The sequence below is a fragment of the Wolbachia endosymbiont of Bemisia tabaci genome (assembly GCF_003999585.1).
GTDB lineage: Bacteria > Pseudomonadota > Alphaproteobacteria > Rickettsiales > Anaplasmataceae > Wolbachia.
Map to the genome: position 1 here is coordinate 638,994 of NZ_CP016430.1, position 13,467 is coordinate 652,460.

Here is a 13,467-nt window from a genome sequence, read left to right on the forward strand (position 1 = left end):
GTATCAGAGATCCTTTTTCTTTTTATCGTGAACTAAAAGGTTCATTAGCCATTTTTATAAAGCTCACTTTCAAAATATTTATTAACTGTATATTCTACTAATACACTGAACATTCCTATTATTGGAATAAAAAATAATATACCTATAAATCCAAAATATGAGGTGCATATGACAACTCCTAAAATAATGATAGTTGGATGTATATGAACTTTTTTTCCTATTAATAAAGGCACTAATATGCTTGAGTCTATTAATTGACCAACACTAAATAATAGCAAGACAGCAGTACTTTCAAACCATCCACTAAATTGAGTAATGGCGCTCAAAAATCCGATAATAGTGTATAATAATGGCCCTATATAGGGTATAAATGTTAATGTTCCTGATAAAATTCCAATAGCTACAGAATGCTTCAGCCCAATTATGCTAAGGCCCACGGAGTAAAAGATCATCATGACTATACATACGTTTAACTGTCCCTTTAGGTAATTAGATATAATGAAATCTACTTTGGAAAAATAACCTGCAGCTTTTTCTCTGTAAAGAATGGGAATTAGTTTATTAACCTTTTCTACAATTGCAGGCCAATCACGTAATACATAAAAAAACACCGCAAGCGTAATAGCTATTAATGATACCATGTAAATCAAATTAAAGCTTGAATTTAGCACTTGAATTATAAGATTACTGCCCATGCTAAGAGCATTTATAAAATAAGATACATAATCACTGTAATTTTCTACTAGATTTTTAGACAAGTGATCAAATAAACTATCTTCAGTTTTTATATTAAGAAATTCTAGCACAGAAGGAATCACTTTAAGCTTTAATGAAGGTATCTTATTCACTAAGAAATTTAATATTAAAGTAATTTGAAAATATATAATAGGTAAAACAAATGTGATAACTAATATAAAAGCTATCAATAAGGTAAGTATTATAAAAACTACAGAACATGAACGTGGTATTCTATATTTTTCAAACTTGGTTACTAGCGGGTTAAATAGATGTGCAACAAAAACGGATATTAGACACGGAACAATCATAGGACGCATCAAAAATAATGCTCCTATTATAAAAAGTAGTACACAACAAATAGTTATATGACGTTTTTGCATGTGTTCAGAATAGTTAATTTACCGAAAAATATACAGTTTTTTGTAAGTATTATCTATTCATTATTTTATTAGGCATGAGATCAGCCAAATTTTCACTCAATTGCCAACTAGATAAAACTCCGTTATGCGGGTTATCTGTAAAGCCTCTCAGATTAACGATCTTAATCGAATTTCTATTTAACAATAGATCATCTACTGCCTTTGCCAATTGTACAGGATATGGTATTAAGGTGTCTCTTTCATGGTTAATGACTACTATTGGTATATTATCATTTTGTAGCTTTTGTATATTGCTTACTATATCAAAATCTAAATTTAGGACCTTAAGCATCTTTTTCAATAAGCATGAGGGCAGTACACTTAAAATTTTTGCTTGAGGAATTGGAAAATGCTTTATTGCATTATGAAAAGAGCTGAAAGTGCTAGTAAAAATAACGCCTCTAAGTTTAATATTTTTATCTGTAAAATATTTTAATACTTCTGATGCAACTGCTCCTCCAAAGGAATGGCCGAAAAGTATGATGTTTTCAGGTTTTACACCCTTGTCCATTAATTCATTGATTTTTTTTATCGAAGACTGAGATAAGCTTTTATTCTTATTTATAAATGGAATCATGAGTATTGATATAGACAAAAAAGTGCAAATCAAAGCTGCTAATATTGCTGAATTCGCTGTCCTAGACGTCATTGGGTTGGTAAATAATATCAGAGCGGGTGATAATATCGATATTCCTAAAAATAAGAAACTAGCTATTGCGTAAGTTATATAGTTTTGAAATGCAATTGGGTATTTATATGCATGAGTGTAGAAATTAGACCTATGGAGATATGTAGATCTATCTTGTATATACCTGGACGCATTTTTATAATTATCACCTATTCCATGAAAAAATATAAGATGTATCTCATTTTCTTTATTATACTTAGCAACGTGCATTATTTCCCTCTAGCATATATTACACCTAGTAAAAGAATATTCTTTTTGAGAATTGGATCAAACTTTTTTAAAATGCTAGATAACTTGTATTAACAACGAAAATGATAAGCATGTACACTAACAGACTTGAGGAATACAAGATAGCAGCATTAATAGTTGCAGCAGGAGTAGGCAGTAGATGCAATGCCAAAATCCCTAAACAGTATATAAAACTGGCAGGTAAGTCTGTTTTATTTCACACAATTAGAAAATTCTTAGCTAATCAGTACATAAGTTACATAAGAGTGGTAGTAAATGAAAGTCAAAAAGATTTCTATAAAGAAGTTACGTCATCAACTATAGATACTAAATTGCTGAGTCCAGTATGTGGAGAAAAAAGCAGGCAGAGTTCAGTTAAACTTGGACTGGAGAGTTTGCAAAAGATCAATCCAGATTTTGTTATTATACATGATGCTTGTAGGCCTTTTGTATCAAATATTCTAATAAATAACTTGATTGAATCTATGATTAATGGTCAATATACAGGAGTAGTTCCAGCAATAGAAGTCGAGGATACTATATCATTGGTGAGTAATGATTTCGTTGAATCTACGATTTCAAGAGAAAAACTTAGAGCCATACAAACCCCTCAAATTTTTAATTTCAGAGAATTATTATCGTGCCATCAGTCAGTCAAAGAATTTACTGATGATTCATCACTAATGGTGGAGCATAAAAAACATGTTGCGATTATTGAAGGTGAGAAAAAGAATTTTAAGTTAACTACAAAAGAGGATATCAATATGGCAAAACTTCTCTTTGGAGAGCCAAAATTCCGTGTCGGAACCGGTTATGATATACATAAATTTGTTAAAATTCAAAATGATGCTAAGAGCTTTATAAAAATTTGCGGTGTGGAAATTGAGCATAATATGGCAATAGAGGCACATTCCGATGGTGATGTTGCAATACATGCAATCGTTGATGCAATACTCGGGGCACTAGGATGTGGCGATATAGGAGAACATTTTCCTCCTAATTCCTCTAAATGGAAGGATTGCAATTCATCTCATTTTCTTGACTTTGCTGCTAAAAAAGCACAGGAAAAAGGATATAGCGTGTCTAATTTAGATATTACTATAGTTTGTGAAGAGCCTAAAATATCGCCTTACAAAGCAGGAATGAAGGAATTCATATCAAAAATATTAGAAATTAATGGTGAATTCGTAAATATCAAAGCAACCACAGCGGAAAAATTAGGTTATATTGGAAGAAATGAGGGAATAGCAACGTATGCTTCTGTGCTATTGCGTGCAAATTTTTATTGAAGGTAGAAACGAAATAACTTACTTGACAAACTCCACCATTTCACTTCCATTGCAAGGAAAGTGGGAAGGTTTGTCAAGAAATTTCTATGAGCTACTTTCGACATTAATGGCTGATTCAAGTCTTCTATTCAAAATTTTCAATATAAAATCCAATTCATTTGAGTTGTTATAACGTATCATGACTTTACCCTTAGAATTACTGTCATTAATTTTGATCTTTAAACCAAGCTGAGAAGATATAGCTCCTTCTAATGCTACCATATCTTGATTTTTAGTACAATTATGCTCTTTTCGGTCGTTATTTTGTTGTAAGTCTTTTATCAATTTTTCAGTTTGTCTAACGCTCAGGCCCTGAGAAACTATTCTTTCTGAAATACTTTCCGCATTTTCAACATTAATCAATGCTCTTGCATGACCCATAGACAATTTTTTCTCGTTGATCATTGTTTTTACTCCATTAGGGAGTGACAGCATTCGTATCATATTGGTTATGTGACTGCGGCTTTTACCTAAAGTTAAGGCTAATTCTTCGTGTGTATAGGAGAATTCATCTATTAGTTTTCTGTACGCCTCACCTTCTTCTATTGGATTAATATCTTGCCTCTGTATGTTTTCAATTATCGATACTTCTAAGCATTCCTTGTCATTTAAATCTTTTATGATAACCGGCACACTATCAAGATTTATGACCTTACTTGCTCGCCAACGACGTTCCCCTGCTACTATTTCATAACCTTCATTATTTGGATCTTTGCGCACCACAACAGGTTGTATTATACCATTTTTCTCTATCGAACCTGCAAGTTCTTTTAATGACTCCTCATCAAAATATTTTCTCGGCTGAAATTTGCTCGGGTGTAGTAATGAAATAGGTAACCGATCTTCTTTATTACCATAATTATCGCCTATGAGGCCAGCAAGACCTCTACCTAAGCGCCTATTGTCCTTCACGCTGCACCCTCACTTATCAGCTTTTTCTCTTTACAGATGCTCATGTGTTTCTTTAAAATTTCTTTTGCCAAACTTATATATGCTTGTGCACCAGGACACTTAAGATCATATACAATAGCAGGTTTTCCATGAGAAGGCGCTTCTGATAACCGTACATTACGTGGAATAATGGTCTCATACAAGGGGATAATAGTTTTATATACTTTATCATTTAAATATTGGCAAATATCATTTTTGATCTGCTCACTAAGTTTGTTGCGTCTGTCATACATTGTGAGCAATATTCCTTCTATTAACAGGAAAGGGTTTAGGTTATTTCTTTTTATCAGCTCTACAGTCTTAACTAAATGGCTCAATCCTTCCAGAGCGAAAAATTCACACTGAAGAGGAACAATAATCGAGTCAGCAGCGGTCAGAGCATTGATAGTAAGCAGACCAAGTGATGGAGGACAATCGATAATTATGTACTCATAATTATTAAGTACTTTCTCTAGCGTATCTTTTAGTACGAATTTTCCCTGCTCAAGTTGTGATAGCTCAATTTCTGCAGCTGATAAGTCAACCACTGATGAAATCAGTGATAGATTTGGAATTTCCTTTATATTGAAAATTGCCGATTCCACCAATTCACTTTCGCTGCTCAGCAGTATTTTATATATATTTTTTTCTTCCCTGCTACGATAAGAAATCCCAAGTCCTGTACTAGCATTTCCTTGAGGGTCAAGATCTACCAGTAAAGTACTTTTTCCCACAGCAGCAAAGGCTGTTGATAAATTTATACTAGTTGTAGTCTTACCAACTCCACCCTTTTGATTTACTATTGCAATGATCTTGCTCACGCCTTTTATCTTATGTATAAAATAACTCTATTGTATATATGCAAGAAATTTTTGCATTAGAAAAATTTTTTTGTTGCCAATCATGCTCAAAGTAAACTGCCTTTTTTTGTCTTGTGTAACACACTTTGGACCTTATTTCCTAACTCATTCAGAGTAAATGGTTTGGGTAAAAAATGGAAGTCTTCTATATTGATTTCATTGCTCTTTAAAAAAGCATCCTCTGCATACCCAGAAATAAAAATAACTTTGATGTTTGGCCTATGTATCAATGTTTCTTTAACTATTTCTGGACCACTTACCTCTGGCATGATTACATCAGTGATTATTAGATCTATGTGTTGATTTTTTTTTCTAATGATCTCTAGTGCCTCGCTACCTATACTCGCTTCTATTACATTAAATCCTTTTCTTGTAAGAGCCTTAGCAGTAAATTCCCTTACTGAATCTTCATCTTCAATTAATAAAATTATACCATTACCTTTAATCTCTACCGGTTTCTCTATTTCTTTACTATCTTCCTCTTCATCATTTTCATCCGATATGTAAACTATGGGCAAAAATATGCTAAATCTAGTTCCATGATTCACTTTGCTAGCAACATAGATGTATCCTTCGGTTTGTTTAATAATGCCATATACAGTAGAGAGGCCAAGACCTGTACCAGAAGTAATATCTTTGGTAGAAAAAAATGGATCAAATGCCTTTTCAATTATATCACTCGTCATTCCACATCCAGTATCAATCACTTCAATCACAACATAATTCCCATGTTCAATCGTTTCCTTATCTGGAGAAAACATATCCTGAGGTGTAGAATTTAATGAATCAACCTTTTGATTAAAGGTTCGTATAGTTAACTTTCCTCCCTTTTCCATAGCAGCACCAGCATTAACTGCTAAGTTAAGCATAACTTGCTCTAATTGTCCTTGGTCAGCCCTAACAGCACCCAAATCGCTACCATAATAAATATTAAATTTTATATTTTCACCTATTAATCTTTTGATCATTTCATAAAGATTAGCTATCGTACCATTTACATTAATAATCTTTGGCTGCAAAGTCTGTCTTCTTGAAAAAGCAAGCAGTTGTCTTACTAAATTTGACCCACGTTTTGCATTTTGCTGTATCTGTATTATATCTCCAAAAGATGGATCGCTAGCTGAGTGCTGGAGTAAAAGCAAATCACAAAATCCTATTATTCCGGTTAATATATTATTGAAATCATGTGCAATACCACCTGCTAACTGCCCTATAGCTTGCACCTTTTGATAATGCTCAAGTTTTATCTCTAGTTTTTTACGTTCAGTATTATCAATAAAATAACAAAGTATGAACATCACTTTATTATGAAGAAACTTATTAAAATATATTTTCATGTTATTACCGCCATTGAGCTGCACATCAAAGGACGCATTATTTATCCTATTACTTGAAAAATATTCACGCACTTTCATATGATAATCATCTGATATCAATGCAAAGATAGAACCATTATTTGACCCCGCAAGTTTTACTAATGCTATATTTTTTTTTATAAAATTGCCATTTATGTCGCATTGTGCAATAGCAATTGACGAATTTGTAAAACAAGGGTGTAGTTGATAATCAACAATATTTGATTCAGTTGGTGTTATAAAGCCGTGTATATAGCTATGATTGTATTTATCGCAAAATATAGCAGTACTCATATAAGCCTTAAATGGAGCACCGCTTATAGTAAAAAACATAATTTCATTTTTGGTTATTGTATCGTCATACTTAGATTGAGATATAAAATCATTGATTGAGCTACCTTTTTCTAATTTTTTTAGTTCAAACATGTCTAAAAATCTTTTATTTACAGATAAGATACCTCCTTTTGTATTTGCAACGTAAGTTGCTATATTGTGTTTCTCTATCAACTCTTCATATACCTGCTCTTTATTTACCTGTGTTGCCTTCAGTACAAAATACCCATTCGGTCTTGCTATTGGGGCTAATGATAAATTTAAAGTCTTATTACTATTTATAGCAATTTGTGGATTATCCGGTATTGGTTCAGAGAGCAAAAGAAAGTTAGATATTCTACTCTTCTTGCTTAAGGAAATGCATACTTTTACAGAAGTATTATTTCTTAACGCATGATAGAGTGATTTTCTGTCTTTTTCTGAAACATCTCCTGCTTCAAGAATTTTATCTAGCGTAACATCATCGTTTATGTGATCTTTAAACCTTTCGTAGAACCTCGCATCAGCATAAATAATACCCTCATCTTTATGTAAAATGAGACAAAACTCTGTATTATGATTCAGCGCATTTGCAAATATTGCATTTTGAAACTCTATGATATTAAGTAGATACTTGTAACGTTTTATACTATATACCACAAAGAGAGTCATTAGAGTACTAATTAATAAATTAATCTCTATATTAACATGCTGACTATATACATTAGAAAAATAGAGTACTGATATTGCTAGTGGAGGTAAGAGCATAATGACTGCCATCACAATAATTGACATCCCATAATTTCTTAGTATGAAGTCAACTCTGTTCTCTTTTTTGTTATCTATGTATCTTTTACTCATTATTATTGTTTGGCATCCTTGCACATATAAAAATATTCTACTATATTGATTTAATTATTATAGATTTATTAACGTCCTTGATGGGTAGTTACTATCCCAATCTAATTAAGTCCTGTGAACATAGAGTACAATAATATTAATAAGCCAATAGAAGGGATTATGGAAAAACAAAAGACACAAGCATTTGAATGGTTCTGTGCACTGAGAAACAAGATCACCGAATCTTTCTTATCAATTGAGGTACAGTCATTCACAGAACCAAAAATCGAAAAAAGAAAGTGGAACCGACCAGGTGGAGGAAGTGGTGAATCTACAATTATCTTTGGTAATATTTTTGAAAAAGTTGGAGTAAACGTTTCAAGAGTATACGGAAAGCTCGAAGACTCAGCCATTAATGAAATTCCTGGTGCAAGTGAAAGCAATGGAGAGTTTTGGGCAAGCGGTATATCTTTAGTATCTCACATGCAATCTCCCCTTATCCCTGCAGCACATATGAACACAAGGTTGATATATACCTCAAAACAATGGTTTGGTGGAGGAATGGACTTTACTCCAATTTATAAGGATGAGGGAGATTGCAAGTATATTCACGAATCAATTAAAGCAACTTGCGATGAGTTCAACATCGAATATTATCCGAAATTTAAAAAGCAATGTGATGATTACTTTTTTTTACAACATAGAAAAGAGCCACGTGGTATTGGTGGAATTTTTTATGACAATCTAACTTCTGGCAACTGGAAAAACGATTTTGAGTTCACAAAAGCAGTAGGTGAAGCCTTTTTAGAAATTTACTTACACATCATACACAAACATATGCAAAAATCTTGGACAAAAGAACAACGAGAAGAACAATTGATAAAACGTGGCAGATATGTGGAGTTCAATCTTCTTTATGATCGTGGTACAAGGTTTGGTTTAATGACTAATGGTAACCCCGATGCAGTTATGATGTCGATGCCGCCTCTTGTCAAGTGGGTGTGAAAAGCGGTTATTAATATAAAATAAATCGTTATAGTTTAAAATTGTACCACAATGGTGGGCTTTTATATAGAGGGGTACAATCATGGGTATAGTAGATAGTTTTTTAATTAAATCCGCTAGAAATAGCAATATAAGAGGCGTGAGGCTAGCTTTAAGTCTTCATAATATAGTAAACAGCTTTGAAAAACTCTTTTCTAGAATTAATCCTTTTAGGAACAAGGGGTCATTTGACTTGAATAATGATCAAACTTTAAATCTAGCTTTAGAGTATGCAGTAACAAATCTTGATCATAATGTAATGACGTTACTTATTAGTGCTGGAGCAAATATTAATGAAATAAATAATAGTATAGGAAATGTAATCCTTCAATACAAAATAGCATCAGAAGCGATGCAGTACGGAGATAAGGACAGTCTCAAAGATCGTAAAGAAAAATGTTGTTTAGTGCTTGGTGAGCTAATAAAAAAAGAAAGAAAAGAAATATTGGAGATTTTGAAACAAACGGAAAGTTGTGACAAGCTTAAAGAGGAAGTAGAGATAAAATTTAAGGCCAACTCACCTAAAAAACCTCCTAGGATTTTTGAGCATGATGATATTTTACTTTTAAAAGAGCCCATTTATGATGAGGTATATGACGCTAAGGTTAGTAACTCATTAGAAGAGTTGAGCGTATCGGAAGAATCCATTTATGCTGAAGTATATGATTTGCATAAAAGATCTACTGAAAATTTATCATTGAAAGATAGTGGTTGTTCTAGTATATCAGGAGAACCTGTTTATGAAGATGTAGATGATTTCTCAGAGCAAAAAAAGCCCACTAGCTTAAATCATAAAGAGCAACCAGAGCCTATTTATGCTAAGGTAGATTTATCGAAAAAGAGATCAGAAAGACAAGCAAAACATATAAAAGATAATTCTGGGACTTATCATGGATTAGTGCAGGATAAAGTGAATAATTTGCAAGTAAAACTAAATGAGCAAAGTGCTAATAAGCCAGCGAGTCAGCAAATCAAGACCAAGGCTGGCTTTAACGTAAAGGAAATAAGGCAAAATTTTGAGCGTAGAGATTCTGGATACGATTCTGGCTATGATTCAGATACAAAAGTTGAACAAAAATTAGAATTAGGATCTAAAGCTCCTAAATCTGAGATAGGTTCAGTAAGCATTGAACATGGGGTAATAGGAGGCTATCGATATAAAATCACTGATATATCACTCTAACTGTGTGATTCAAAATAATTGGATTGACTTTATATGTATAATCGATATAACTCAATTAGATTCAAGTCGACTCTTTCGTCTAGTGGTTAGGACACCACCCTTTCACGGTGGTAACACGGGTTCAAATCCCGTAAGAGTCACTCAAACAGAATGAAAATAACTAAAGTTTTGAATGAAAAAAATTAGGCTTTATGTTGAAGAAGCTTTATCACAAAATGTAAGTTTGGCGCTTCATCCACGACAAAGTCACTATATTTACAATGTAATGCGGCTTAAGAAGCATGATAACCTCTATCTTTTTAATGGAAAGGATGGAGAATGGTTAGGAGAAGTAGTGAATATATCAAGTAAATCGACAAAAATTATAATAAAAGAACGCACTAAACAACAACAACATGAAAAAAATCTATATTTGTATTGTGCTCTGGTAAAAAGCGGCGCCTTAAGCAACATAGTAAGACAAGCAACTGAAATGGGAGTAACCTGCATTCAATTTATTTCAACAGAACGTACAGTAGTAAAAAACATTAACCTAAGTAGAGCGAAATTACAGGCAATTGAAGCTGCGGAACAATCCGGTAGGACAAGTATACCACAGATTTTTCTTCCTATTAATTTTTGTGAATTATCCGATTCTCAGAATAAAAATTTTGTTTTGTGTGATGAAACAGGTGAAGGACAACCTCCTAATAAAGTTCTAAAAGGCAAGAAAAACGTTGCTATTATTGTTGGCCCCGAAGGTGGTTTTTCATCTTGCGAACTTGATTCTGCCAATAAATTTTGTCAGAAACTGAGTCTAGGAAAAAGAATTTTGAGAGTTGATACTGCTGTAGTTGCTGCATTAACCTTCACCAATTGGTATAGCTAGATTTTTTAATATGGCTAGTGCAACTTGACACTCTATATAAAGAAATCTGCATTATATTTTTCCTAAAAGAAATAAATGAAACTTGCATTTTTCCGAACTATCGATACTCTTAGTAAAGAAGTCGGGGCGTAGCGCAGCCTGGTAGCGCATTTGGTTTGGGACCAAAGGGTCGGGAGTTCAAATCTCTCCGCCCCGAGATTAGAAAAATTACAAGAGCACTGTAACCTAAGAGCAATTTTTATCAGCAAGTAAATGATTGACAGCAGAATGAAGCTTTTTTCATATGAATCACTGCATATCATATTCTATCGCTCAAGTTTATAAAATAATTGACAATGTTAATTTTCTAATTTATAAATGGATTTTGAAGTGATTACCGAAGGAGGTGTAGAGTTTGATTGAAGTATCAGTCCATTATGGTGATGTAGATAGAGCTCTTCCAGTGTTGAAAAAAATAATTCAAAAGGAAGGAAGAGGGCTCAAAATGAAAAAAAAATATCACGAAAAGAAATCAGAGAAAACAGCTAAAAAAAAAGCTGAAGCAAGGAAAAAGAGGTATCAGCAAGAATGCAGAAGACAGCGTTATGGTTGGTAGTTTTTACTAAGGTTAATAATTAGTTATCTTATGAATATTCACGAATATCAAGCAAAGGAAATTTTACACGAGTTTAATGTCCCGGTACCAAAGGGTTTTGTTGCTACATCTGCAGAAGGAGTAGAAACTCAAATAAATCAACTAAAATCTGATGTGTTTGTGGTTAAAGCTCAAATTCATGCAGGTGGTAGGGGTAAGGCTGGTGGCGTAAAGCTAGCAAAGTCAGTTGAAGAAACTCAACAGTTTGTAGAGGACATGATTGGTATGACTTTAGTTACTCATCAAACAGGGCCAAGCGGACAGCAGGTAAAGAGAGTATACATTGAAGAAGGTTCAAGCATTAAAAAAGAGTACTATTTGAGTCTAGTAGTCGATCCAAAGCTTAGCAGGCTAGTATTTATATTTTCTTCAGAAGGTGGAATGGATATCGAAGAAGTGGCAAAAAATTCTCCTACAAAAATTGTGAAGTTTGATATTGACCCTGCTACTGGTTTTACAAGTCTTGATAACAATAAGCTTTGCAATAGCTTTAATCTGAGTTCAGAACAAATAGGAAAGGTAACGAATATTGCAAAAAATATATATGATGCGTTTATTACAACTGATGCGAGCCAGATAGAAATTAATCCACTAGTTGAAACGAATGCTGGAGGTTTTATTGCACTTGATGCTAAAATTAATTTTGATGACAATGCTCTATACCGTCATTCAGAAATCGTGAGCCTACGTGATTACGATGAAGAAGTCAAAGAAGAAATAGAAGCTTCAAAGCATGGTCTCAGTTATATAAAAATGGATGGCAATATTGGTTGCATGGTGAACGGTGCAGGTCTTGCTATGGCAACAATGGATATAATAAAGTACTATGGAGCAGAGCCTGCTAACTTTCTAGATGTTGGTGGTGGAGCAAGTAAGGAAACTGTCACTGAAGCATTTAAAATTATATTATCTGATAGTAATGTACAAGGGATTTTGGTTAATATATTTGGCGGTATAATGCGTTGTGATATCATTGCAAATGGAATAGTTGAAGCTGCAAAAGAAATAGATATTAAGGTCCCTTTAGTGGTTAGATTATCAGGCACTAACTCCAAAGAGGGAAAAAGAATTTTAGAAGAGTCGGGATTAAATATTATTGCTGCAGATGAGCTAGATGAAGCCGCGCAAAAGATAGTAAAAGAGGTAAAGTAAAGCATGTCCGTTTTAGTAAATAAAGATACAAGGTTAATATGCCAGGGTTTTACTGGTGCACAAGGTACGTTCCATTCAGAACAAGCTATTGACTACGGAACGAAAATGGTTGGCGGTGTAACTCCTGGAAAGGGTGATAGCACTCACCTTAATTTACCAGTTTTTAATACTGTAGCAGAAGCTAGAGAAAAAACTGATGCGAATGCTACTGTGATATATGTACCTGCTAAATTTGCAGCTGATGCAATACTTGAAGCAATAGATGCAGAGATAGAATTAATAGTTTGCATCACAGAGGGCATTCCTATACTTGACATGGTAAAGGTAAAGCACGCTCTCGCTGGTTCAAACAGTCGATTGATTGGCCCAAACTGTCCAGGGGTTATTACACCCGAAGAATGCAAAATAGGAATTATGCCAGGACATATTCACAAACGTGGACATATAGGAATTATGTCTCGCTCTGGAACTTTAACTTATGAAGCGGTAGCACAAACAACCGCTGTTGGTCTTGGTCAGTCAACATGTATAGGAATTGGAGGCGATCCTGTTCATGGCATGACGTTTGTTGATTGTATGGAGTTGTTTTTAAAAGATGATGACACTCATGGTATTGTAGTTATTGGTGAAATAGGTGGAAACGAAGAAGAAGATGTATCACATTTTATAAAGGCGGAAAAAACTAAAAAACCAATTATTGGATTTGTAGCAGGCCAAACAGCACCTCCAGGAAGACGTATGGGACACGCTGGAGCTATTATTTCTTCAAGTGGAGGAAGTGCTGGTGCGAAGTTAGAAGTTATGAAGAGTGCTGGAATTGCAATTGCAGAAACTCCTGCGGTGATTGGTAAAAAAGTTTTGGAAGTAATGAGTCGGTGCTTGTCCTAG

General features: G+C 33.7%; 12 protein-coding genes and 2 tRNA genes. 9 read left to right on the top strand and 5 right to left on the bottom strand.

Annotation, left to right across the window (positions count from 1 at the left end; genetic code table 11):
- Positions 1 to 44: 44 nt before the first annotated feature.
- Together BBB02_RS03015 and BBB02_RS06410 are read right to left on the bottom strand one after the other, a co-directional pair.
- Positions 45 to 1,118, bottom strand: a complete 1,074-nt coding sequence (locus BBB02_RS03015) for an AI-2E family transporter (protein ID WP_127463933.1) — start codon at positions 1,116 to 1,118, stop codon at positions 45 to 47.
- A gap of 49 nt (positions 1,119 to 1,167) precedes the next feature.
- A complete protein-coding gene (locus BBB02_RS06410; RefSeq protein WP_245970192.1) occupies positions 1,168 to 2,055 on the bottom strand; it encodes an alpha/beta hydrolase family protein in 888 nt (295 codons plus the stop codon).
- Between the two features lie 101 nt (positions 2,056 to 2,156).
- Between BBB02_RS06410 and BBB02_RS03025 the strand changes: the two genes are divergently transcribed.
- Entirely contained in the window at positions 2,157 to 3,362 is a 1,206-nt protein-coding gene (locus tag BBB02_RS03025; protein WP_127463935.1) for a bifunctional 2-C-methyl-D-erythritol 4-phosphate cytidylyltransferase/2-C-methyl-D-erythritol 2,4-cyclodiphosphate synthase, read from the top strand.
- An 84-nt stretch (positions 3,363 to 3,446) separates the two neighbouring features.
- On the opposite strand, the gene BBB02_RS03030 is transcribed toward BBB02_RS03025, so the two are convergent.
- The 3 genes from BBB02_RS03030 to BBB02_RS03040 all read right to left on the bottom strand — a co-directional run bounded on the left by BBB02_RS03030 (position 3,447) and on the right by BBB02_RS03040 (position 7,719).
- Complete coding sequence (locus BBB02_RS03030) at positions 3,447 to 4,313, bottom strand: ParB/RepB/Spo0J family partition protein (RefSeq protein WP_127463936.1); 867 nt, start codon at positions 4,311 to 4,313, stop codon at positions 3,447 to 3,449.
- Positions 4,310 to 5,152, bottom strand: coding sequence for a ParA family protein (locus BBB02_RS03035; RefSeq protein WP_127463937.1), 843 nt, complete (start codon positions 5,150 to 5,152; stop codon positions 4,310 to 4,312). Before BBB02_RS03035 ends, BBB02_RS03030 begins: the two co-directional genes overlap by 4 nt.
- 86 nt (positions 5,153 to 5,238) lie before the next feature.
- Positions 5,239 to 7,719 carry a response regulator gene (locus BBB02_RS03040; protein WP_127463938.1) on the bottom strand — a complete coding sequence of 827 codons (2,481 nt, stop codon included), beginning with the start codon at positions 7,717 to 7,719 and terminating at the stop codon, positions 5,239 to 5,241.
- A 159-nt stretch (positions 7,720 to 7,878) separates the two neighbouring features.
- Between BBB02_RS03040 and hemF the strand changes: the two genes are divergently transcribed.
- The 8 genes from hemF to sucD all read left to right on the top strand — a co-directional run bounded on the left by hemF (position 7,879) and on the right by sucD (position 13,467).
- Positions 7,879 to 8,703, top strand: coding sequence for an oxygen-dependent coproporphyrinogen oxidase (gene hemF / locus BBB02_RS03045; RefSeq protein WP_127464300.1), 825 nt, complete (start codon positions 7,879 to 7,881; stop codon positions 8,701 to 8,703).
- Positions 8,704 to 8,785: 82 nt separating this feature from the next.
- Positions 8,786 to 9,925, top strand: coding sequence for a hypothetical protein (locus tag BBB02_RS03055; RefSeq protein ID WP_179948518.1), 1,140 nt, complete (start codon positions 8,786 to 8,788; stop codon positions 9,923 to 9,925).
- A 68-nt stretch (positions 9,926 to 9,993) separates the two neighbouring features.
- Positions 9,994 to 10,065, top strand: a tRNA-Glu gene (locus tag BBB02_RS03060).
- 32 nt (positions 10,066 to 10,097) lie between these two features.
- Positions 10,098 to 10,793: a 16S rRNA (uracil(1498)-N(3))-methyltransferase gene (locus BBB02_RS03065; RefSeq protein ID WP_127463939.1), complete on the top strand. Its 696-nt coding sequence runs from the start codon at positions 10,098 to 10,100 to the stop codon at positions 10,791 to 10,793.
- A gap of 122 nt (positions 10,794 to 10,915) precedes the next feature.
- Positions 10,916 to 10,989, top strand: a tRNA-Pro gene (locus BBB02_RS03070).
- 198 nt (positions 10,990 to 11,187) lie between these two features.
- Entirely contained in the window at positions 11,188 to 11,388 is a 201-nt protein-coding gene (gene rpsU, locus BBB02_RS03075; protein ID WP_015588134.1) for a 30S ribosomal protein S21, read from the top strand.
- A gap of 30 nt (positions 11,389 to 11,418) precedes the next feature.
- Positions 11,419 to 12,579: an ADP-forming succinate--CoA ligase subunit beta gene (gene sucC, locus BBB02_RS03080; RefSeq protein WP_127463940.1), complete on the top strand. Its 1,161-nt coding sequence runs from the start codon at positions 11,419 to 11,421 to the stop codon at positions 12,577 to 12,579.
- Between the two features lie 3 nt (positions 12,580 to 12,582).
- Positions 12,583 to 13,467 carry a succinate--CoA ligase subunit alpha gene (sucD, locus tag BBB02_RS03085; RefSeq protein WP_127463941.1) on the top strand — a complete coding sequence of 295 codons (885 nt, stop codon included), beginning with the start codon at positions 12,583 to 12,585 and terminating at the stop codon, positions 13,465 to 13,467.